The organism is Paenibacillus sp. FJAT-27812, assembly GCF_001273905.1.
In the GTDB taxonomy this organism is placed as follows: Bacteria; Bacillota; Bacilli; order Paenibacillales; family Paenibacillaceae; genus Pristimantibacillus.
The window spans coordinates 4490674-4515385 of sequence record NZ_LIGH01000001.1 but is presented as its reverse complement, the minus strand read 5'-3'; the positions used below and the strand labels follow the sequence as shown (position 1 = coordinate 4515385).

14 protein-coding genes are annotated in these 24712 nt (G+C 47.4%); 2 read left to right on the top strand and 12 right to left on the bottom strand.

All coding sequences use genetic code 11. From position 1 onward, the window contains the following. Nucleotides 1-116 precede the first annotated feature (116 nt). Complete coding sequence (gene uidA, locus ADU23_RS18690) at nt 117-1916, top strand: beta-glucuronidase (RefSeq protein ID WP_053375111.1); 1800 nt, start codon at nt 117-119, stop codon at nt 1914-1916. A 90-nt stretch (nt 1917-2006) separates the two neighbouring features. Continuing rightward, nucleotides 2007-3416, top strand: a complete 1410-nt coding sequence (locus tag ADU23_RS18685) for an MFS transporter (RefSeq protein ID WP_053375110.1) — start codon at nt 2007-2009, stop codon at nt 3414-3416. Between the two features lie 239 nt (nt 3417-3655). Here the strand turns inward: ADU23_RS18685 and ADU23_RS18680 are convergent, their stop codons facing one another. The 12 genes from ADU23_RS18680 to ADU23_RS18625 form a co-directional block, all read right to left on the bottom strand. After that, entirely contained in the window at nt 3656-4405 is a 750-nt protein-coding gene (locus tag ADU23_RS18680; RefSeq protein WP_053375109.1) for an N-acetylmuramoyl-L-alanine amidase family protein, read from the bottom strand. Nucleotides 4406-4585: 180 nt separating this feature from the next. Continuing rightward, entirely contained in the window at nt 4586-5680 is a 1095-nt protein-coding gene (locus ADU23_RS18675) for a hypothetical protein (RefSeq protein WP_053375108.1), read from the bottom strand. Beyond that, nucleotides 5677-7140: a sensor histidine kinase gene (locus ADU23_RS18670; RefSeq protein ID WP_053375107.1), complete on the bottom strand. Its 1464-nt coding sequence runs from the start codon at nt 7138-7140 to the stop codon at nt 5677-5679. The genes ADU23_RS18675 and ADU23_RS18670 overlap by 4 nt, the downstream gene beginning before the upstream one ends. 3 nt (nt 7141-7143) lie before the next feature. Beyond that, nucleotides 7144-7839 carry a response regulator transcription factor gene (locus ADU23_RS18665; protein WP_053375106.1) on the bottom strand — a complete coding sequence of 232 codons (696 nt, stop codon included), beginning with the start codon at nt 7837-7839 and terminating at the stop codon, nt 7144-7146. Nucleotides 7840-7999: 160 nt separating this feature from the next. Further along, on the bottom strand, nt 8000-8809 hold the full coding sequence (locus tag ADU23_RS18660) for an AraC family transcriptional regulator (RefSeq protein ID WP_053375105.1): 810 nt from the start codon (nt 8807-8809) through the stop codon (nt 8000-8002). A 75-nt stretch (nt 8810-8884) separates the two neighbouring features. Further along, complete coding sequence (locus ADU23_RS18655) at nt 8885-9691, bottom strand: sugar phosphate isomerase/epimerase family protein (protein WP_053375104.1); 807 nt, start codon at nt 9689-9691, stop codon at nt 8885-8887. A gap of 29 nt (nt 9692-9720) precedes the next feature. Then, entirely contained in the window at nt 9721-10461 is a 741-nt protein-coding gene (locus ADU23_RS18650) for a phytanoyl-CoA dioxygenase family protein (protein WP_053375103.1), read from the bottom strand. A gap of 115 nt (nt 10462-10576) precedes the next feature. Next, a complete protein-coding gene (locus ADU23_RS18645) occupies nt 10577-12883 on the bottom strand; it encodes a helix-turn-helix domain-containing protein (protein WP_053375102.1) in 2307 nt (768 codons plus the stop codon). A gap of 224 nt (nt 12884-13107) precedes the next feature. After that, nucleotides 13108-20682 (bottom strand): glycoside hydrolase family 2, encoded by a 7575-nt coding sequence (locus ADU23_RS18640; RefSeq protein ID WP_053375101.1) that lies wholly within the window; start codon nt 20680-20682, stop codon nt 13108-13110. Between the two features lie 48 nt (nt 20683-20730). Then, nucleotides 20731-22302 (bottom strand): ABC transporter substrate-binding protein, encoded by a 1572-nt coding sequence (locus ADU23_RS18635; RefSeq protein WP_053375100.1) that lies wholly within the window; start codon nt 22300-22302, stop codon nt 20731-20733. 62 nt (nt 22303-22364) lie between these two features. Continuing rightward, nucleotides 22365-23237, bottom strand: coding sequence for a carbohydrate ABC transporter permease (locus tag ADU23_RS18630; RefSeq protein WP_141680364.1), 873 nt, complete (start codon nt 23235-23237; stop codon nt 22365-22367). Nucleotides 23238-23251: 14 nt separating this feature from the next. After that, nucleotides 23252-24217: an ABC transporter permease gene (locus ADU23_RS18625; RefSeq protein WP_231637485.1), complete on the bottom strand. Its 966-nt coding sequence runs from the start codon at nt 24215-24217 to the stop codon at nt 23252-23254. Between the last annotated feature and the right edge of the window lie 495 nt (nt 24218-24712).

The window sequence follows — 24712 nt, the reverse complement described above, 5'->3', positions numbered from 1 at the left end:
ATAGCGTTAATACAGTCCTGAATATGCTTATTTCATCCTTCTCGCGTTATTTAAATCTGATTATACTCATTTTGTAAGCATTTTCAAAGTGATATACACGACAAGGGGGACTTCATTTGTTATATCCGATCATAACGGATTCACGTGGCATTATTGAATTGAACGGCATTTGGAATTTCAAGCTGGATAAGGGTGAAGGCTTTGAGCGCAAATGGAACGAAACGAAGCTTGCCGATACGATGCACATGGCGGTGCCTGCTTCTTACAATGATGTAGGCGTAACTGCTGACATTCGCAATCATGTCGGTTATGTCTGGTACGAGCGAGAATTTACGATTCCAAGCCTTCTCTTGTCGCAGCGTATCGTGCTGCGGTTTGGCTCTGCTACGCATACGGCGCAGGTTTATGTGAACGGTAAGCTAGCGGTCACGCATAAAGGCGGATTTACGCCGTTCGAAGCCGAAATCAATCCATTCTTGATAAAAGGCAAAAACCGATTGACGGTGGCCGTCAACAATATTTTGGACGAAACGACGCTTCCTATTGGCGATTATAGCGAGAAGGAAGTTGCTGGTCTTGGCAAGGTCATCCGAAACAAGCCTAACTTCGACTTCTTCAATTATGCCGGTATTCATAGGCCAGTGAAGATCTACACAACACCTCAAACCTATCTCAAGGATGTCACCATCGTTACAACGCTGCAAGGAGCATCCGCCACTGTACAATACGAAGCAGCTGTCGTTGGCGACGCTGAGGTGCATGCCCGCATCTTGGATCAGGAACAAACCGTCATCGCAGAAGCGGCCGGGGCGCAAAGCGTTGTCAGCATCAAGGAGGCGCAGCTTTGGGAGCCGATGGACGCTTATTTGTACAGCCTTCAAATTACTTTAATCAAGGATGGCAATATTATCGACGTGTATGAACAGCCCTTTGGCGTCAGGGAGATAGAAGTAAAGAACGGTCAATTCCTCATCAACAACAAGCCCTTTTATTTCAAAGGCTTCGGCAAGCATGAGGATTCGCCGATCCATGGCAGAGGTTTTGATGAAGCGGTCAACGTGACTGATTTCCGGTTGATGAAATGGATCGGAGCGAACTCCTTCCGGACGGCTCATTACCCTTACTCCGAGGAATTGATGCGATTAGCGGACAAAGAGGGTTTAGTCGTTATCGACGAAACGCCTGCTGTCGGCCTTCATTTGAACTTTATGGCCACGATGTTCGGAGGCGGCGAGAAAAGAAATACATGGCAAGAGCTAACGACCGGTGAGTATCATGGGCAGATTATCCGCGAGCTGATCGACCGCGATAAAAACCACGCCTGCGTGGTCATGTGGTCCATTGCCAACGAGCCCGCTTCCGAAGAAGAAGGCGCCTACGAATATTTCAAACCGCTTGTGGAGCTTGCCAAATCGTATGATCCGCAGCATCGGCCTGTAACGATCATTACACATCTCATGTCAACGCCTGACACATGCAAAGTAGCAGAGCTGGTTGATGTGCTTGCTCTCAATCGCTACTATGGCTGGTACGTGGATAGCGGCGACTGGGAAATAGCGAAGTTCAATCTGCGCAATGAATTTAATGGCTGGTATGAGCGCTGTCCTGGCAAGCCGATTATGATGACCGAATATGGCGCGGATACGGTAGCTGGCCTGCATGATGTTGATCCTGTCATGTTTACGGAGGAGTTTCAAGTCGAATACTTAAAGGCAAACCATGAGGTTTTTGATGAGTTTGAACATTTCATTGGCGAACAGGTATGGAACTTTGCTGATTTTAATACGAGCCAAGGATTCATCCGCGTGCAAGGCAATAAGAAGGGCATTTTCACGAGGGACCGAAAGCCTAAATACGCGGCGCACGAGCTCCGCAAGAGATGGCTTGCCATTCCAGACTTCGGGTATAAAAAGTAAAACGCTTTGGCATGCAGCTATCATTACAGCCGGGAGTGATTATTGGTCTCCCGGCCTTCATGAATCATTCGGTAATAGGGGTGGACAAATATGCTTCAACACGCAGAACTCGCAAATGAAATCATTATTCCTTCAAAGATAAAACAAAGAAAGTTCGGCAGCAGGGATAAAATCGGCTATATGTTCGGCGATATTGCAAACGATATGTTTTTTGCGTTAATCGGCGGATATTTGATGTTATTTTATACGGATATTTACGGGATTTCCGCTGCGGCAGCAGGCATGATCTTGCTGGTGGCGCGAGTGGTGGATGCGATTTTCGACGTTGTTTGGGGAGCGTTTATCGATTCAAGGCCTGTAGGGCCAAGAGGGAAATTTAGGCCTTATTTATTATTCAGCGCCATTCCTGTAACCGCTTTCGGAGTGCTGACCTTTACGCATTTCCCCGTGAATGAGAGCTGGAAGGTGATCGTAGCCAGCATCGCCTATATAATTTGGGGTTTGGCTTACTCAACGATCAACATTCCTTATGGCTCGTTGGCTTCTGTCATGACCTCCGACCCTGTAGAGAGAACCTCCTTGTCTACGTTCCGAACACTCGGCGCTATTTTGGCAAACGTTTTCATTATGGTCGTAGCGCCTATCATTATTTTCGGGTCGGGCAAATCGCCATCCGCCCAAGGCTTTCTAACCATTGCTGCGATATGCGCGGTGCTTGCCAATTTGTTCTACTTCTCTTCCTACAAATTAACCGTTGAACGTGTGCAGGCAGCAAGGAACGCTCAGAGAAAAATAAATCTAGCCGCTTCCTTAAAAGGCTTCTTCAAAAATAGAGCGCTGCTTGGGCTTATGCTCGCTTCCTTCGGCTTTTTAGCTTCTTTTATGACGGTTAATGCCCTTACGCCATATTTGTTTAAAGATTATTTCCACGCTCCGCAGCTGATCGCATTGTCCGGATTAATCGGACTTGCTTCGAGCTTTGTGGCAATGCCGATTATTTCTCCGCTTGCCAAGCGTTATGGAAAAAAAGAAACGGCCGTTATCGGCTTGGTCATCGCTTTTATCGTTAACGTGCTCATGTACCTTCTTCCGATTACTAGCCCTTATGTCTACATGGCATTAAACTGTATTTCCGGCTTCGGCATGGCTTTCTTGAATATTCTAGTTTGGGCGCTCGTGTCCGATTGCATTGATAATCAAGAAAGAATTACCGGCAATCGTGAAGAAGGAACGGTGTACTCGGTCTATTCGCTCGTGAGGAAGATCGGGCAAGCTGCGGCAGGCGGGATAGGCGGGTTTGCTTTGGTAGCGGTCGGTTATAACTCCAGCTTGCCTTCACAATCGGCAGAAGTAGCTTCGGGAATCAAGAGCATTATTACGTTAGTTCCCGCATTAGGCGCGTTAGTGGCGCTTGTCTCGATTTACTGGATTTATGATTTGACCAAAAAAAGGCTGTTTGAGTTAAATGCAGAATTAACGCACATCCGCGAACAGAAATAAGGGAGCCAATGGCCGATTACCGTGCCCGTGCCGACAGCCCCTTTACGAATTTCCAGCTCGTTTGGGTGAAATAGAACTACGCTGCAGCTCTATTTTCGGCATATGGTGAAAGGGTTGCCATTTGCCGGGTATCGTGAACCGACACGGCTTTGCGCCAATCTGCAATAAAAAAAGAGCGATCCCAAAAGGTCATTCCAGACCTTTCGAGACGCTCTTTGTCGATTATCTAGATTCAAAGTTTAGGAATGGATAATGGCTTCTTGCGGCTTGTTCATAAAATATTGCTTCAATCCGTCTACAATGGCCCTCGCAGTACGATCTTGTCCATCCTCACTGAGGAGAGCAGCCTCTTGTGCGGGGTTCGTCAAATAACCAACTTCAAGCAAAATCGCCGGCACCTTGCTGAGTGATAGAACCTTCAGCTGCCCATTTTTGATGCCACGGTCATCAAAGCCCAATTCCTTTACTACACTGTCATGCACAACTTGGGCTAACTGAATGCTGTCGTCATGGCGGTAAAAGGTTTCGGTTCCTCCAACGGATGGATCGGTATAGGTATTGGCATGTATGGATACAAATGCATCTGCATTCATCTGATTCGCTATTTCAGGACGCTCGTCCAAGTCGATAAACGTGTCGTCACTTCGAGTCATATAAGGCTCAAACCTTTCGTCTAGCTTAAGCAGATCATAAACCTTTGCGGATAAGGACATCGTAAACAGCTTTTCCCTTTGTCCGCTAACCCCTTCAGCCCCCGGATCTTTGCCGCCGTGTCCCGCGTCGATGACTACCTTATATTTCTTTATTAATTGATCGACCTCCACAAGCTGATTCGACGGTTTTTCTGTTGGAATTGCTGACAATGCTTGTGATTGCTCTAATCGGTTAGCGACAATGCCGATCATCGTTACGGCAATCAACAATAGTATAAATAAAATAACGATAAATCTTGCGAGACGAACTTTTCGTTTCTTCGTGTACGAATGCATGTTGTCCTCCTAAAAATATAATGTCTATCAGCTACTTCTAGTTATACTTGAGCGTCATTTCGAGCGTATGTCAGACTTGTAAACAATTTGTATCTAAACTTGCCGAATCCCGTCGTTTAACGGCAACAAAAAAACTGCCCTTACAGCGAATGGCTGCAAGGGCAGTTTTGAGAAATAACATTATTTAAATTCAATGATGTATTGCATCGCATTTAACACGCTCGTTTTGCTTTTCCTTTGAGCATCAAATGACTTCCAGCCATTCACATAAAGCTTCTTGCCGGACGGATTCCACTCCAGCTGCGCCGGATTCATCCCTTTAAAGACCTCCTGTTCATTTAGAAGGTTGTTTCCTTGCAGCTTGGCAACGTAGGTATTTTGAGCGTCTTTGGAATAGGCAATATACTTGCGATCCGCCGTTAACCGAAAAGCGCCGATTTGCTCGCTTAAAATCGAGGTCGCCTTATTGCGGCGGTCAAACACAAACAACAAATTATTTTCGCTGACAAACATAATTTGATCATTGTTTAAGTAATCTACCGCCCCATCATTGCTAAGCTTATGCTCATAAATTTTTACCAATTGGTTGCCCTCTAGTTTACCGAACAGCACCGACTGATTGTAGACGATCAGAACGGTTTGCCCATCGTCGGACATTTTCGCATACCTCACCCAGCTCTTCTCCTCGCTCAATGGCATTTCCACTTGCTTAAGTTTCTTGGTGGTTACATCGTAAATGTGCAGCTTCTCCTCTCGCCACTGATCATCCCATAGAAAAAAAGCAACATAACGGCTGTTGTTAGACCACATGATCATGCCTGACGATGGAAAATTATTATCAACGATTGTTGTCGTATCATCGTTCTTCAGGTCATACAGCTTCGTTGTTTTGCCTTCGTGTTCATCCCAAGCGTAAAGACTTATATACCGTCTGTCCGGAGATAGCTGGCTGGGTTCGGCATTTATGTTCAAGCTCGTTACCGTTTCGCTGGTTTGCTTCCGATAATCGATTTTTCTCATCGTTTGACCCATATCAATGGACATGATCTTGCCAATAAGATGCTCGTCATCTGTCCACCCAAAAATTTGCATCGACCTCTCTTCGTCCTCAAACATGCGATATATTTTGTTTACTTCAAATTCGCCGTTCGAGTGCGCCAATTCCGGTACAGCCTCGGTCTCCGGGATGACAATCGTTTTTGATTTGAATTCGAGCGATGAACAGCCCGACAACAAAACGACGGTCAGCAGTACAAAGAAAGATTTTGTAATCATACATTCACCTGCTTGGTTTCGATTCGAGGAATTTGTACGAGCACGCTTGTTTCCCCGTTCTCGCTTCGGATTTGAATAGTTCCCTGATGTTCTTCTACAATTGCTTTGCATATGCTTAGTCCTAGTCCTCGGCTGCCGATTTCCTTCACAAGATAGCCGTGCTCTCTAAAAAAAGGCTCAAAAATGCGTTCCAAATGTTCAGGCGGGATAACCTCTCCCTGATTGAAAACGGAAATCTGTACGAATTCCGATGTCTGAGCCGCGTTCACGATAATTTCAGAGGACGTGTCGCTATATTTAATGGCATTATCAACAAGATTGATAAATAGCTGTCTTAGCTTCGTTGCGCTCCCTTCGATCATGAGCTGCCCCTCTACCTCGCATAAAATGTTCTTTTTATATTTTTGGGCTTTAAATGCCATTCCCTCGCAAACACTCTCCAAAATAGCTCCAGCCTCAATGCTTTCAAAGGCGGATTTAGAATCCGTCTCCTTGGACAGCTCTAATAATTGCAGCACCATCTCGTGAAGACGCGCGCTTTCATCCGCAATATGGTCGATGCCTTTTTCGAAAAAAACCTCATCGCTCTGGCCGTTCTCCTTGATCATCTGCGCATAACCCATAATGGAGGTCAGAGGCGTTTTCAGTTCATGGGTGACATTGTCGTAAAATTGCTTGCGATGCCTGTTCAGCTCTTTAAGCTGATCCCTGTCTTTTTCGATTTTGCCGATCTGCAAACGAATTTTCTCGATCATTAGGTTGAAATTGTGGGCAAGCTTGCCTAGCTCGTCCTTTCGGTTCAATGCGATATGAACATTTAGGTTGCCGCCTATTACTTCCGTGGATACCTTTGTCATCTTGACGATCGGAAGCGTAATATTCCAAAACAACGCGAAGCAGAGCAGCAAGCCCAGCGCAAAAATCGCAATCGTCACATACATAATGACATTTAAAATTTGCTGGCTATGCCCGTAGAGCAAGGAAGCATCCTTGGCGAATCGCAAAATGCCTATTTTATCGCCGTCGATTACTACGGGATACGCAAAGTATATGGACGATATTTTATCTTGATGGGTGATGGTGTAGGCTGTTTCTCCTTTTAAAGCGTGCTTGAAGTCGTCCCCGGGAGGGTTCTTGAAGGCAGCCTTGTCCGATGCGGCAAGCAGCTCGCCGTCAACCGAATATACGGCAACGCTGCTGGACGTAATTTTATTCAAATCGGCTACTAATTCCTTCGACATTTGCTCAAAATAAATTTCATCATGGCTGTAATGATTGATCATAAACGTCTGTCTGACATAAACATTGCTATTTTTCTTTATGCTGTTCAAATCCTGCGTGATCGTCGTTTCGTTGCTGGATTCGATAATTTGCAGCACAAAATGGTGCAGCAGCAGCAGCGAAGCGACAAAAATGACCAATAACCCGATTAGAAACTTAACCTTGATTGACTGTATCATAGCTTATTCCACATTTTTCTCGAATTTGTAGCCAACACGAAATACGGTAGTAATCATGTCATTGGCATCTAGCTTTTTGCGCAAACGCTGAATATGGATATCAACGGTTCTTGTATCTCCAAAATAATTGTAGCCCCACACGATATCCAGCAGGTTCGAACGGGTAAACACTCTTCCTCTTGAGCTGGTCAAAGTCATTAGCAGGTCAAACTCTTTTGGCGTCAGCTCGACCGGTTCGTTGTCTTTTTTGACGGTTCTTTCGATGACATTAATTTCGATCGCTTTAATTTTGATCAAAGCAGGCACCGGCTCCTCGGCTGCAGCCGATACCGGATTAATTCTGCGCAGCAGCGTACGGATACGGACGATCACTTCGCGCATATCGAATGGCTTCGTAATGTAGTCATCGGCACCAAGCTCCATCCCGATCACCTTGTCTGATATATCCGATTTGGCTGTAATCATAATGATTGGAAGCATATATTTCCCCATAATTTTTTTGCATATATCAAGGCCGCTTTGATCTGGGAGCATCCAGTCGAGCAGCAGCAGATCCGGTTTGAATTCCTCAATCTCCCTTAATCCGTCTTTGCCGTTATGTGCAACTGCCGTTTGAAAGCCTTCTTTCTGCAAGCCGTATGCCAGCAAATCCGCAATAGCCGCTTCGTCTTCTATAATTAATATTTTCGTTAGCTCCATCTGTTCATCTCCATTCAAACTTGATGGTATCACAGCCGCGATTTGACTAACAACTAACGTAACGAAAGTTTACAGTTTAGAAACAAGTCCCATGAATAAGAGTCGAAAAACTTAGCATGCGCAAAAAAACCTTCCACACACTTAAAAGTGGATGGAAGGTTTAATTATGGGTTCCTTTATTGATTTTTCGGTAATCGCGGGGCGCGAGATCAAACTTTCTTTTGAACGATCGCTCGAAATTAGGTATCGTATTAAAGCCTGAGGCATAACAGATTTCCGTAATTGGCAGCGGCGTGCTGCAAAGCAGCGCTCTCGCGAACTGCAGCCTTTTCTCCTGCAAATGCTCTTGAAAGGAAGTTCCTGTCTGCTTGCGGAAGCATTCGCTAAAATAATTTGCGGACAGTCCCACATGCTCTGCAACTTTATGCAGCGTAATCGGTTCACGGAAGTGATGCTGGATATAGATGACCGATTTTCGGATCGAGGGATGGACTGCGGTTATGGCAACCGGCTCTGCTGCAAGCTTCTGTCGTCCGATTTGCCTGAACAGCTCAATCAATATCCGCTCAAAGCTGCCTTGAACGACCATGTCGCTGCCTAGCTGCCAAAGCTGCGTTTCCTCCCATATGCGATCGAACTCCGCTTCGATGCCGTTAGCCAAAGCGCCTTCGAAAGTATGCGCATAATGCGAGGCATGCTCAAAAAGCATTTCGGATAACGCTGGCCGAATGAACGAATCCTCAAATATAAAATCATATAAATGGATCGTTTCGCCTTCATCCGGTATGATCTCATGGAAATCGGCGGTTGTCAGCAGAAAAGCCATTCCTCTCTCCAAAGGAAATGGCTCGCCGTTAAGCACATGCGTTCCTTTCCCTGACACGACAAAAGCCATTTCAAAAAATTCATGCCAATGCGTCTGAATTTTGTGATCGAGCACATGCTTGTAAATACGGAAGGGGGAGGACAAGGTTAAAAAGTTTTTGCTAAGCAGCCGCTCCGGCGTTTTGTAATGTTCCAGCCTTACTCCCCCCTTGATTATTGATTATTCGTTAAACCACTCTGCATAGTTGGCGGAAATATAATCGGACATCCATTGATTCACTTCCCATAAATCAGCGACCGGCTTATTGGTGAATGGCTCTGTCGGCATGTAGCCTGGAGGTCCAAATTCAGCTGTAAAGGTAGCGAACGCTTTGCCTTTCATCGCTTGGTTATCAAATATTTGCTGCCACCACTTCATAAAAAGCACAAGCTCAGCCTTATACTCCGGAGCAGCCGGATGCGGAACCTGCGGGCCCTGCGGAAACCCTACTCGGCCATGTACATGGATCGTTCTATCGATCGCAAGCGCAAGCTCTTCCTCATGATTATCGAGATGCGATTCGCATACGTTTACCCAGTGGCTGAAGTCAGCCGTAAGGCGCAGATCCGGAAATTGCTTCAGCAATCTAGCCGTTGTCCAAGGCGTAAACATCGCGCGGCTTCGATGCGTTTCGTGCCCAACCGCGATATTGATTTTTTTCTCAACTGCTAAAGCACTCTCATAGAAACGATCCTGCTCCGCTTCCGTCATGCTGTCTCTTGCGCTTTGCGACACAATAAAGAGCGGCTTAAAGCTTGCGGCGCGGACCATCTGCTCCTCGAAGCTGGCAAGATGGTCGCCCTGCGTGCAGACCTGCGCAATAAAAGCTAGATTATGCCGCTCAAGCGCTTCTTTAAAGGATTGTTCATCGGATAAGGAAGGCAGCGGAGCTTCAATGCCGAAGTATCCTGCCGCTGCTGCGCGGGAAAATTGCTCTTCATACATGCCTTCCATTCCCCATAACGCTTTTATTTGCCTTAGTTCCATGAAGTGCAGCTCCTTCTAGCCTTTATTCATTATACATTTGTGAATGGATTGCCTGCTATATCCTTGCCTCTTGCGAGCCATATTTTATGATTTTGGTTTTTCTCGGTATATACTTGTGCTTCTGTCGAGAAATAGCGCATCGTATAGCCGCAGCGGCGGAATGGACTCGTATTGGCTGCTGCCCCGTGGATAATGCGGGAATCATGCAAGGAGCACTCGCCCGGCTCAAGCTCGAAGTAAACGGCTTTTGATTCATCCGTGTTTTTAATTTCGGTATTAAAAATGTTCTGGTTTCCGTCAACCTCTTCGTATTCGGAAAACCCGTTATTATGCGTGCCGGGAATGACGCGCATGCAGCCATTTTCCTTCGAGCTGCGATCGATTGCCAGCCATACGGTCACGATGTTGTCAAAGTTGCTGAGGCGGCCGTTCCAATAAGCGGAATCCTCATGCCATGGCGTTTGCTTGCCGATCAGCGGTTCCTTGCAAATGAAGTGGCTTGACCAAAGCCCGATATTAGGCCCAATCAGCGGTTCAACCATATCGAGCACCTCATCGCTTAAGAGGAACTTCAGCAGGCGCTCATCGCGGAAATGCGGCGTATCCAGCTCGCTGTTCAGCCTTCTGCCGACAAGCTCCCATTGCTCTTCGAATATGGCGGACAGCTCTGCCATTTTCTCTTGACTGAATAACTGTTTCTTATGGAGCGCATATCCATTCTGTTTATAAAATTGAACCTCTTGCTCGGATAGTGTTGCGTTTGCCATCATAATCCCCTCCACATATGTGATCTTGCCTTGTCATTATCATAATGGGGGGGAAGCTTATTTACTTCTCATTCGATCCGCAAAAGTATGCATATCTTCGGCACTAGCATTTACTCGCTTAGTTTGCCCGCTTCATCTGCCGGTACTGATTCGGAGACACGCCATGCTTCTTCTTAAACACCGTAATAAAATAAGTGCTATTCAAAAACCCGATGTTCTCGCTAATTTCCTTGATCCGAAGCGGCGTGTGCAGCAGCAGCGACTCCGCCTCGCTCAGACGGAGATTCGTAACATAAGCGGAGAAAGTCATTCTCATGTTCTCATTGAACAGTTTGCTGAAATAAGGAACCGAAATGTTAAGCGCAGCAGCCACGGCATCGGCAGAGAGATCGCCCTTGCGGTACTGCTGCTGAATATATTCGCAAGCATTTTTAACGATTTCTTTGCTGTCCCTGTACCGATTGCTCTTCAAATCTTGAATAATGTAATCAACAAGCTCCAAAAAGAATCGATGTAAGCGCTCAAAATAAATCAAGCCTTCAATAACGCGAGCCAAGGACTGCTGCTCATAACGCTTGCATAGCGGAGCAAAGTCTACGATATCGTTAAACTCATGATCAATGCTCGAACCGAGCTGCTTTAAAGTCGCATAGCTGTCCTTAATGGCATAATGCTTCAGCTCTCCGAACAAAGCTTCTACCGTTTCTTCTGAGGCTCTTCTATCATTTAGCTTCAATTGGTTGATTAACGTTTGCTCCAGCTTCACAGGATAATGTGCCTGCTTGCGAATTTGGGCTTGAATGTTTTCGTAGTCATACACATTTTCGTCGCTGACGACAAACATGTAATTAAGCGCCTCTTTGGCCGTCTCATACGACTTAGACAGCTCTTGCATGCTGCTTGCCCGGATGCCAACCCCGATTTTTAATCGAAAGCTCATTAATTTCTCTACCTGATACACAAACTCGCCTATTTTGGCCTCGACGTTGCTTCCATCAAAATCATTCAAAATGAACACGAAGGAATGGCTCCCCGTATCTATTTTTTCCAGTTCGCCATGCTCCGTAAATATTCGCAGGGCAAGCTCAACCATCGCATCCGCTACGAAGTTCATTCTAAGATCCGGCTGCTCCTCCTCAAGCTCGGCACTCTCGGTTTGCCCTTCCATGACCAATAAGAGCACCCGAAGATCATTCGGCCTAATTTGAACGTTAAGCTTGCTGAAATTCAAAGCTAGCTCGGCTTCATCCATCCGCCCTTCCCCATTCAGCCAATCTCGGAGAAAAGCAGCCCGCAGCCGATTGCGGTCCTTGACGGCCGAATCCTCCAGCGTCGTTACTTTCTGGATAAGCCCCTTGAACACATCGCTCACATATTCAACATCATCGTAGTTATCTTCAGCAGGGACCGCGGGATGGCTGAACTTGATCATTTTCACGACTCTGCCAAAGGGGGTGTAAATTTTGTTCGTAAGCAGGACGGTCGCCGCAATGCTTAATACGAGAATGATGACGGATATCAAAATGATGTTTTGGAGCACTTGAAGATTATCCTTCGCCAAATACGAATAGCTTGTCGTATTGATGAGATACCATTCCAATTTATCGTTGTAAACGTAGGTGACCAGCGACTTTTCGCCATCAACAGAACCTATGAAGTGGTCTGATTTGGCAGCTGCATGGATAACCTTGTCGATATAGTCTTGATCACTTGTATCGTGCAGGAATAAATCCGGCTTCGAGCCGTTAATAATATTCAACCCACTTTTATCTACAATTATGAAGTTTGAATATGCGGAGTTGCCCATTTTATTAAAGAGATCCAAGATCGCGTTCAGCTCTAAGTTAATGAAGATGGCATAGCCATTATTGCCGCCGGAATACGTAAAAATTAACGAAAGAATGTTGTTGTCATACGCTTTGGATTCATAGACATAGCTTTGCTTATGCGGTAAAAAGATCATTTTCTGCATTTGCTTCCGAACCTCGATTAAGGCCGGCGCTTCTTTATCGATCGTTTGAATGGATACGTCCCTGCGGATGGTATGAATAAACCGCTCCTTCTCGCCATTATAGAGATACACGGAATTAATGTATTTGTTCGCGTTTACGACATCGTTAAGCTTGCTTGCAACCTTCATCGAGTCGACCGGGCTTAGCTCATTGGAGAAGAGTCCTTTTACTACCTCCGTATCATTCAGAAGCTGCTCCCCAATTTGAAAGACGCGCTCGTATAAGGCTTCAATGTTATAGTCGGTTTGCGTGAGCAAGCGTTTGTACATCAGCGAGGTATGCTGATCAATAATTCGGGTATTGTTACCGTAGTTCAGAACGGATAGCACAATGATCGATAAAACAAAAATAACTACGTTTGCAACGATTATTCGACTTAAGAAACTCCCGCGCTGCTTTATAGGCTTCAACATCGAATCATCCCTGTCCTTTATTTTTGTAACCGTTTACATAATTCGTTAAAAATAACCATCGCCGCATGATGAATATACTCTTTAACTGGAAAAAACGTCAAGATCAACTTTGTCCGCTTATCATAAATCCCCCGGCTAACCGGTCAAATCCAAAAGCGCTTGGACTTCTTCTTCGCTTTAAAGAAGAGGTCCAGCGCTTCCGGTTTGATTCATCCGACTCTGCTTTAATCGACTAGTTTGGCAATCGCCTGAACACTTTCAGCTCGCGTAGCCAATCCTTGCGGCTGGAACCGATTTCCGCCTGCGCCTTGAAGAATGCCTAGTTCAAATGCCGCATTTACGGAGCTCCTCGCCCATTCGTGGATCAGCTTATCATCCGCAAAGGAATTTGGCTTTGCTGCTGAAGCTTTGCTGCCCGTCTTCACCTCGTAAGCGCGAACGATCATTACGGCCATTTCTTCGCGCGTTATCGTCTCATGAGGGGCAAAGCGGGTCGAGCTTCTGCCTGTCGCAATTCCTGCGTTATAAGCGGTTACTACCGCCGACTCGTACCAAGCGCCCTTCTCCAAATCCGTAAAGGACTTGGTTCCGGTCGTTTGCAAGCCTAAAGCGCGAACCAGCATCGTGATAAACTGCGCACGGGTTACTTTCGCTTGCGGAGCAAACTCTGTCGCATTCACGCCGGTGACGACACCTTGGGCGACCATTTTCTCAATGACGTTTGCTGCCCAAAAATGGCTTGGAACATCAATGAACGACTTCTTATACGAGAGTACGCCATAGACACTAAAATGATTGATTTGCGCCTCTAATTTACCGTTAATCCGTTTGCTTCGTTGATGCTCTAGCTCGCCATTTCCCTTCACATAATAGATCGCGTTCAGATGGCTGTCGCCGCCTTCAGGCGCTGATAGACTTAGCGTAATTGGCTCGGCAAAGGCAGTCAGCTGCTTAAGCGCCGCATGATCGAGACCGGTAACGGCTAATGACAATTCAAATAGTTGACCCGCTGACGTAATAGCAGCATATGCTTTGCTCGAAGCCTCCTTAAGCAAACGATCAACCTCTGTTGGCGCCAGCTTCGTAAATGCGAAGGAAATATACGGCTGCTTCTGGCTAGCAGCTAACTCAATCAGCTGTCCAATTACTTTTTTAGGCAGCTCTAGCGTTAGCTCATCGCCTTTGAATATGAGCCTATCGAGATCGTTAAGCTCCTTCGCCTGAAGCGGAATCAGCACTTCCTTCACACCTGTCTGCATGGCTATTACAGCTTTGCCATTGCTGACTTGAAGCGCAGATACGATCTGCTGTTCCTTGCTGCCGCCGCTTAATCCATTGTCTCCGCTTGTCGGCGTTTCCGTTCCGGGATCGGGTTTCGTCGGTGTCACGGTGAAATGGATCGCATAAGCAAGCTTCGTAACCCCATCCTCAGCCAGCACCTCAATCGAAGTTGTTCCAGGCAGCGACGCTGCCGGAATGACCTTGACTGTCGCCTCGCTATCCGTCGCAACAGCCGTAACGAGCGGCACCGTTTGCGCTCCAGCCGGCAGCGCCACATCGTACGACAGCTTATTGCTTTCGAAAGCAGCAAGCGCTTGATTATTAACCGTTATGCTGCTAAGCGCGGCCTCTGAGCTAGGAGCCACGACGACGGGCCGCTTATACAATTTGGCATCCGCCCAATCGGCATTATCGTTAGCTGTGCCGTTTCCGCCATCCGTTACGATCAGCTTAAGCTCACGCTTGCCGGCGATGTTTACGTTAACCTTCTTGGCTGCCGTTCGGCTGTCCATTTTATCGCTGTCAAACAGCTTCTGCCCATCTGCCCAGACTTCGAAGGTCACTTTGCCGGCGCTGCTTTCTTGATCGACGCCTACGAAGGCTTCAAAGCTTTCATAGCCCTTTCCATCGATGTTGTAAATGAATTCCGAATTCGAATGCGTGCCTAGCCCATGCTTATAAGACTTGCTTCCCATGCCGTCGAATAAGGTCAATACATTCCCTTGAATGCTTGAATCTTTTTTAAGGTATCCCCAGCCTGTCGTCGCGGATGCCCAGTTCAGGTCGGTTAGATAGGTTGGAGCATCGGCATAGCTAACGGTGTAATCATCCTGGTCATCCAGCTTCACGGTAACGGTGTTCGTATACGCGGCTGCTAAAGTAATCGGCTTGCTGATGGAGTTGGCTTCCACCCAGCCCGGGAAAGCAGCGGGATGCGACCATATCGAATTGATTTCGAATCGAATCGTTCCATCGGCGTTAACCGAGCTTTTGACCGAACCATTGCCGTCTCCCTGCGCGTTAATCCGTTTGCCCGTATCTCCCAATATCAGCGAAGCAAAGTTGAAATTGTTTTTGGAGGCAACAAAGTCTGCCGTCCCGCGCTGCCCGGGATCATCCTTGCCATATTTGCTGAAGTTTTTCTCATCCTTCGACCATGCCCATGTCGGCTTCACGCCGTATTGTTCATCGCCTTCGCCTCTTGCTTTGTACGCCGTTCCCGTGTTTCTGCCAATCTGATCCTCTGGGTAAGCCGACCAAAGCCCGCTGCGGTCCCATGTGATCCGATCTGCTTTGGCTGCGATATCGAAGGCAACGCCGATGGTGTCATAAGCCGAAGGCAAATGAGTAACGGAATATGTTGTCGAGATCAGCCCGCTGCCATCAACGGCTAGCGTGAATACAACGGCTGTCTGCCCATAGCTGCCAGCGATAGTTACAATAGCCTCGCTATCGGTAGGCGTACTATTGATGCTCGAAAACGTCCATGGCCCAAGCTTGGAAGTGAAGCCCATATTCAGATAAGGTCCGCCGGTAATAATCGTTTCTCCTTTATACGTCCCTTCCTGAATCATGCCCGTCGCTTTGCTGAAGACCAGCTTGAAGTCTTGCCCCGTAAGCGTGAGCGCATCGCTATCGCTCTTGATTGCCGGAGCATTGCCCTGTGCGCCTGTAAAATGGAAGCTCTTCTCGCCGATCGTCAGATTATACGCATCCACCAAACGATTGGTCTTGTTGCGATCGCTTTGATAAAACTTCAAGCCTACAATGTCGCCAAGCTTCCATGCTCTAGCCGGGATCATCAAATGCCCGCTGGACATCGGCTCAATAGAAGGGCCGCTTAAAGTGCCCGATTGGTTTCCTGCTTTCCACTCGACCTTAATCTCATTTAAATTGGTATGGTTATACCTGTTCTCAACCTCGATGCTGAGCGGATTTCTCGCCCCCGGATTCGGCAAGGAGCTGGCGTTAATGCGGATCGGCGAATACGCCTTCTTCACGTTCCAATACTCCGGCTTCTCCCGATTCCAAGAATCCATAATTCCCCATTCGGCTCTGAAGCCGCATACGGCCGTCTCGCAATAGGTGGTCAGATCCCTCGAGTGCCAGATCGCGCCTCCAAGCGCCCCCTCTGAGTGATAGATATTATCCCACAGGCGCTTGATTCCCTCGCCATAAAAATCCTCGAATGAAGGATCCGCATTAAACCAGTCTTCGTAATACACGTACAAATGGGCGTATTCATCGACGATTTCCGGCTTATCAAGACCGCCAAGCTTTAAGCTGTTATCGACGTAATGAACGCTAAACAAATCATTGTACTGGCTTGGTGCGTTGTACCCGAAACTGGATTTGACGACGCGCGTCGGATCAATCGCCTTTACATAATCATGGGTAGCTGCCACGTTGCTTCCCCAGCCGCTCTCGTTCTCAAGCGACCAAATGACAATGCTTGGATGGCTGCGGTCCTTCTCGATGGTCTCCGAGAATTGGCCCATGAAATAACTCAAATAATGGGCATCGTTCAAACGGGAATCATTGATGAACATGACGGAATTTTCTTGCTCCACATACAAGCCGAGCTCATCCGCATAATCCAGCACATATTCAGCTTGCGGCCAGTGGGAGGTACGGATATAGTTGACATTCGCGTCCTTCAGCTTTCGCAGCGATTCCTTATCATGCTCAGGATCGGCAGCAACGCCAACGCTAGGCGAGGATTGATGCCAATTGACTCCCCGAAGCTTAACCTCCTTGCCGTTTACAAGCATCTTATTGCCAACAATTTTAATCGAGCGGAAGCCGATCTTCCGGGTAACCGTCTGTACGATCTCTCCGCCAACCTTTACATTGGCAATCAGCCTATAAAGGCTCGGATGCTCCGCATCCCACTTCTCGGGACTGCTAACCGGAATGCTGATCGTATGATCAGGGTGCTCTGCATCCAAGCTGATGCCGCCTGGCTCGATCGGCACGAGCTTGCCATCCGGATCAATAAGGGTAAGTTCAACTTGGGAACCTGACGCTAGGTCGCTGCCAAAAATCATTCCGGCAGAAACCTTCAACATCGCATCGGTATACGAAGCATCAAAGAGCGTCTCCGCATGCAAGCGGGTCAGGTAATTGACCGGAAGGGCGAACAGCTTCACTTCGCCAGTTAAGCCGCGAACATGCTGGTACTCGACGAAACCTTTCTCAGCGGTAATGCCTACTGTTACCCATGCGCTCTCGCCGGGCGTCACATAGTCTGTGATATCGCAATCAAAGGTCGTAAATCCGCCTCGATGCACTCGAACCAGCTGTCCGTTCACCCAAATTCTAGCGACATTAAACGCCGCTTCGAATCGCAGCATAACCTTTTGGCCTTGATAGTCCTGCGGGATCGGGACGGATTTCTTGTATACATTCTCGATATTGCGGTCAGGGAACCAGTCCCCGCCCTGCTTGCCGCGAATATCGAAGCCGAGGACCTCTAGGTTCGCAGGCACTTTCGCATCCGGCCAAGCCGACGGCTCTACGCTGTTTTTCCAAAAGCCCTGTTCAGGCGTTTGCGTAAACTTCCATGTCCCGCTGAGATTAATAATTGGATTCTGTACGCCTATGACGGAGTCAGGCAAAGGAGCGATTACTGGCCTTACCCATCCGTTAGTCGATGGTCCGACAGGTACCGTCGGCATCGCTTCGCTTGGATAACCGAGCACCTCAAACTCTGCGATAGCCGCTTTGCTGCCAAGCTCAAAATCGGTAATGGTTATCCGAACATACCGCCTTGCTGCATCAAGAAAACGATCCGTGCTTACTTGCTCCCGATCCTCTGCAGCCGTTTGATCGACAGCCGGATACCAGTTTATGGAATCCGATGACACTTCGATTTTGTACTTGTAGTTTTTGTTGTCTCTCCAAGTTACCGCTGTGCCGGTCAATTCATAATCTCCGCCTAAATCAACCTGAAGCCATTGCCCTTTGCTTGTCGTATTCGCTGCCCAGGCCGTTTCCGCATTTCCATCAACGGCCTTAGAAGCACCATTTGCACTCTCTTCAGAGGAAGCAGTTGCCGCCTTCCCAATCGCAACATTGGACTCTGCATTGCCAATGCTGTATGGGAAATTGATGACTGTGCTGTGCTTTCCTCCTTCGCTGACGTACGTTCTAATCACCATATCCTTCGTAATGATAATCGGATTCGAATAAAGCTGCTTCGATGCCGAGGCGATCGGCTCTGTTCCATCGGTTGTATAATAGATTTCTGCGCCTGCAACCGAGCTGGATAAGGCTACGGCTGTATGCTCATCTACGATTCCAGCTTCAGGGCTGGCTGCTATCGCGATTACCTGATAAGAGAATGATCGGACTAAGCTATCCGCCTTCCCCTCAACCTTCGCATACGCTTTTAGCGTGAGAATCGAATCGATAGAAGCAGCAGCAAGCGCAATCTTATCTGTATAAAGCTGCTTCGTTTCCGAGATTAATGGGTCGCTGCCATCGGTCGTGTAATAGATTGAAGCGCCAGGCTCCACCGAATGTAAGCCAACCCGCGTCCCTTCAGCTACTACTTTGGCGGACACGTCTGCTTGAACCGGATACGCATTGGATGTGTTGTACAGCTCAAACTCCCAAACCGCAGCTGCGAGACCTATGTTAGCTAGCTGATGCAATCTCACGAACCGTGTATTTTGTACCGGGAATTTGTAATACTTATCCTCTTGATCCGTATTGCTGTTTTCGGTGACAACCGTCGACCAATCGGTGCCATTGTCCGAAACGTCTATCGTAAATTGCGTAATATAATTTTGATGGTCGGGATTTTTGCGAAGCACCGCGTAATTGACAGCCTGAATGCTGCCAAGGTCAACGATCAGATCCCATACGCCCGCTTTCTCGGGCTGGGCATAGGTTGAAAAGTTGCCGTCAATGGCGCGCCCTGCTACATTGCCCCACCCGGCTTCAACCGTCATCGTTGCCGTCGCTCCGCGCGCTAAATTCGGATACATCGATATATCTTCCGTCGGAAGCGTATAGGTCAGCGATTGTATGTCGCTTACTCCGCCGCCTAGCTCATCGATGGCTACTACCTTCAAGCTGACATTGCTATTAATCGTTAGCGGCTCTGAATAACGCAATCTACTATTCGAAGTCGTTGGGTCGCTGCCGTCAACCGTATAGTAGATGGCGGCGGAAGCCAGCGTGCTGCTGAGCGTAATCTTCTTGCCTTTGATCACCTGGCCAGATCCTGGAGATGCCGTTAACTGCGGTACTATGGCCGATTCCGAGTAAAGCTCCAGCTCGCCGATCCTGACAGCCGGCCAATCCGATCCTTCCTCCGATTTTTTCGTGACGTGAAGTCGAACATACCTCGATTGTATCGAATCGGCAAGCATTCGGTCCGTGATGTGAGCCGTATTGTTCGTAACCGAATCCGCGGCTTGCCAAGGCCCGTTCCCATTCCCCGTGCTATACTCCAGCTGGAAATCCCTCGTCGTGAGGTTTCCAGTCGCCGCATGCTTGACGATCCAACGGGAAATCGCATAGCTTTCGCCAAGGTCTACAACCGCCCATTCATCGGTATACGGACTTGATCGCCAGCCCGTATCGCTGGTCGACCACATCGTATCCATGGAACCATCTGTCATGTAGCTTGGCGAATGCTGCGGGAGGAAGCTGCTCGCCGATACACTCTTGCCTAGCGCTAGGTTTCCCTTTACAGCATCCTTCGGTATTTGATAGGTCAACGTTTGTATGTCGCTGATGCCGCTGCCTAATTCATCAATTGCTGCCGCTTTAATCGTGATGTCGCTGTCAATCGTAAGCGGCTCATTGTAAAGCAGCCTGCTTGATGAGGATGTTGGGTCGCTGCCGTCAGTCGTATAATAAATCGAAGCGGCCGCTACCGAGCTGGTTAGCGTTACCTTTGTGCCTTTCGCTACAGTGCCGGAGGCCGGAGCCGCGCTTAGTACGGGAACTTCGGCGGCTGCTGCTTCATACAGCTCGAACTCGCCAATTCTGACTGCCGGCCAGTCCACGCCATCCGACGTTTTTTTTGTTACATGGAGGCGAACATACCTTGCATTCACAGCTTGATCCAGTAAAAGGTCTGTGAACCGGGTCGTATTTGCCGTCACCGCATCGGCGGTTATCCATGGCCCGTTATCCGTATCCGTGCTGTACTCCAGCTGATAGTCACTGGTTACCAGCGCGCCGTCGGCACCGCTCTTGACGACCCACCTTGAAATCGCGTAGCTTTCGCCAAGATCCACAATCGCCCACTCATCCGTAATCGGGCTTGTTTGCCAGCCCGTATCACTGGTCGACCACATCGTATCCATCGATCCATCTACCATATAGCTTGGCGAATGCTGCGAGAGCGAGCTGCTGGCCGTTACCGTTTTCCCTAATGCCAGATTCGCTGCATTCGCAGCTGCCGATACGCGGTTTGACTGCGGACTGATTGAAACAAAACTACTCGCAATAATGACCAAGCTTAAAAAGAGATGAAGCAGCTTCCTACCTCTTCGCTTCACGAGTTGCCCCCCTTTATATCAAATAGGTCACAGCTATGGATTGCATAATTATTTCGCTTTGTTTGCTATAAAATCGTTAAGCTGCTTCTGCACCTCGGCGATTACTTTATCAATTCCCGCAGACTTCAGCTTTCTCTGGAATTCAGGGTAAAACTTATCATACTCGATGAATCCAGAGTAAGCGGCACCTACATACTCTTGCCCCACCGCGTCGATTTGAGCGATTTCCGATTTTACCGGATCGGCATTAAAGCGGAAGCCAAGCGTTGGCGCAACGATAGAATCGTTATCCCATACCTTCAAGTTCTCGATGTAGCTTGGATCCACATTTTTGCTGAAATGCTTCAGCCTGATATCATCCCATGCCCAGTACACTTGATTGTAAGTCGAATTCTCCGCAATGCCGTCAACCGAAACCGCAGCGCCATCCAGCTTATAGTTCACGTCCTTGACGCCGTAGGAAAATAAATCATAGTTTTCTTGGTTGCTTCTGAACCAGTTAATGAAGGCCATAGCGCCTTCGCTGTTTTTGCTGGTTGAGAAAATAGACAATAGATTCGCAGCAGCGTCAAAAACATATTTCGGTTTTTCCGGATTTAGAAATACGTCCTCCAGCTTTCCGTCCGGAAGCGTTTTCTTAAACGTGTCTATACGCTCTGAGGTTTTAAGAACATTCGACCATGTCGCGCCGATTTTGCCGTTGTTCAGAGCGGATTCGGAATCTTTAATTTCCTGCGCATCCTTCGGCATCCATCCATTCAAGTACCATTTCCGCTTCGTTTCTACTATTTTTCTGAAAATATCAGACTCATAAAAGCTTTTGACCTCTAGATTCGGATCTGCCGGGTCAATGTACGCCGGGCCTGCGCCGTTATCGCCAATAGGCAGGTAGACGTCGCCGAATTCACGGAAGAGCCCACGGTTGTTATCATTGGCAATCGGCACCATATCGGGTTCATTCTTTTTAATCGTATCCAGATAAGCCTCAAAATCAGCCAAGCTTTTGATTGGGGCCAAGTTGTATTTCTCTCTTAAATCACCGCGGATAACGAAGAAGTTATTGTTCTCTGCAGTCGGAACAAGCGTAGGTATGCCATAGATTTTGTTATCGATGGAAGCGCTCATGAAGCTGGCGGCAGGTACGCTCTCTTTTAGTTGATGACCCTGCTCATCCAGTAGATCATTAAGCGGAATGATGACATTTTTGGCCGTAATTTGCGACAACCAGCTGACATGCGTCCAAGCCATATCATAGTCCTCGCCGGATGCTGCGATCAGATTAAGCTTGTTTGAATATTGGTCCCAAGGGAAATACGTGAACTCTAGCTTAATGTTAAGCCCATCGGCTTGCAGCTTCGCCTCCATCGCCTTTTGAACGCCCGCCATATCCTTCGGCTGATCGCCCGGCAGCACGATTTTTACGGTGCCTTCTGCTTTTGGCGCTTCTGCTGAAGCTTCAGGCGCTTGGCCTTCCCCTTTATTCGTAGCTTCTGCCGTATCCCCTTTTGGCGCGTTCGTTTGTTTATTGCCGCCCTCCTCTTTGGAGCATGCAGCAAGCATGCTGAACAATAAAATGAGAACCAAGACGACACCCGTTGCTCTAATCTGTACTTTTTTCAAAAGACTACCTCCCAATTTGTTTTCGTTTTTTCTTTATGCTGAACCTATTGCTAGGAAACAACCTAACCCTTCACTGCTCCGATCATAATCCCTTTAATGAAATATTTCTGCACAAAAGGATATACAAGGACAATTGGCCCGATCGTAACGAGCACCATCGCCATTTGGGCGGAATCCGAGGGCATCGTACTGCTGCCTACGCCAAAATTGCCGCCGGAGCTCATGTAGTTAATCATCGACTGAATTTTGAACAGCATGAATTGGAGCGGATATAATTCACGGCTATCAATTAGCCATAACGCTAGATTCCAGTCATTCCAATACGCCAAAGCGTAGAATAGAGCGATGGTAGCCGTAATAGGCGCTGACAGAGGAAGGATGATTTTTGCGAAAATATAAGGCGGGCTCGCACCCTCCATCTCTGCCGATTCGATAAGCGCCGGCGGCAATGATTTGAAATAGTTTCGCACCAAAAATACGTTAAACGGGCTCACCAGCATCGGCAGGATCAAAGCAAGTATCGAGTCCTTCAAATGCAAGTACTTCGTAATGAAGATATACCATGGCACAAGCCCCGCGTTAAAAATCATCGGGATAAAGACGAGCAGCGCGATCGCATTTCTATATTTCACCTTTTGAACCGCTATGGCGTAAGCGAGCAGTGCTGTAATCAATAGGCTGAGCGCTGTGCCTAAAACCGTTACAACGATGGAAATCGTATAGGCATTGTAGATCTCGCTGCTGGAGAAGATCAGCCGGTACGCATCCAGCGAGAACGCTTCCGGGAAGAAGCGATAGCCGTGCTTGACTATCGAATTCTCATTCGTGACCGATACTATGATGGTGAGAATAAATGGAATCGTCGTAAAAATACAAAACGCGAAAATGATGATATGGAATAGCATTTGCGCTACTCTTCCGCTTTGGTTGTTCACTACTCCACCCCTATCTAAAACAATGAACTGTCATCGTTATATTTTTTTACCGCCCAGTTGCAGACGACAACCGTAATAAATCCGCATACCGATTGATAAAGCCCCACAGCAGCCGGCATGCTGATATCGCCTACCGATTTAACCGCTCTGAACACATAGGTATCGATTACATCCGTGGTTGCAAAGAGCAGCCCGTTATCGCCGACGATGGAGTAAATCGTTTGAAAATCGCCATAAAACATTTTGCCCACCGACAGCAGCGTAAGAATAATAATGGTCGGCACTAATAACGGCAGCGTAATATAGCGGATTTTATGCCATCTCCCTGCGCCGTCAAGAGCCGCTGCCTCGTACAGCTCATGGTCGATGCCAACGATCGTAGCCAAATACATGACCACGGCATAACCGGTATTTTTCCAAATAAATACGCCGACTAATATCGAAACCCAGTACTGCGCGCTCGAATACCAATCAACCGATGTCCGGTTCAGCGCCTCAAGCAGCTGATTTGCGATGCCGTATTTGGTGCTGAAGACTAAGTAAACGAAGTTCCCCACTACAATTGCGGAGAAGAAAAAGGGCAAAAACATAAGGCTTTGGTACAGCCGCTTAAGCAGGCCGTTTCTTAGTTCATTTAATAGCAAGGCAAAGGCAACGGCAAAAAACGTCCCGAAAACAATGTAGTTCGCATTGATAAACAGCGTGTTGAACGTCGTTCGCCATGCGTACTCCCCGTTGAAGAAAAACTTGAAGTTATCGAGCCCGACCCAGCTGCTGCCGAACATGCCTTCGAGAAAGTTGTAATCTTTAAATGCAATGATTAACCCTGGCAGCGGCATATAGCTGAACGTTAAAAAAAACAATATGCCGGGCAGAGCCATCATATAGTACCAGCCGTTTTTCCACAGCTCATGAAAAAAGCCTCTTCTTGATTTGCGCGTTTGATAATCCTTGCTAGTTGTTAATGTTACCTGACTCAATTGATTACTCCTTTCCGTGTCTCCCTCGAATGTAAGCGTTTCATATTTACATCACGATCATAGGGCTTAGAGTCCGCATTTGAAAATATCTCATTCCGCAGAAAGGTTAAAATATTTATGATTTCAAGCTTCATTTTTTTAATAAGATATAAATTTATTACGTTTATTCGCCTTTTTCCAGCTAATTGTTACAGGCAAGCCCCAAATAAACAGCTTCGCTTACGATCATAAAAAAAGCAGCCTCTCCGAAGGAGAAGCTGCAGCTTGTTCATCATTAACGGGAAAAGCGGTTTGACCCCTTAATTTTGGAGTTTTAATTGGAATTCAATAGTCGGTTCTTACGCTTGCACTTTATTTCGAGTAAATGCTCCAGAATTCAAAACCCGGTTACAGTTTAATCACCATCGGCTGTATTTGGTTTTGTCGCCAAGCTTGAAAGAAGCATGTCGGTGATAGCATAAAAATACTACGATGCAAACGTCGGTTGTTATAAAA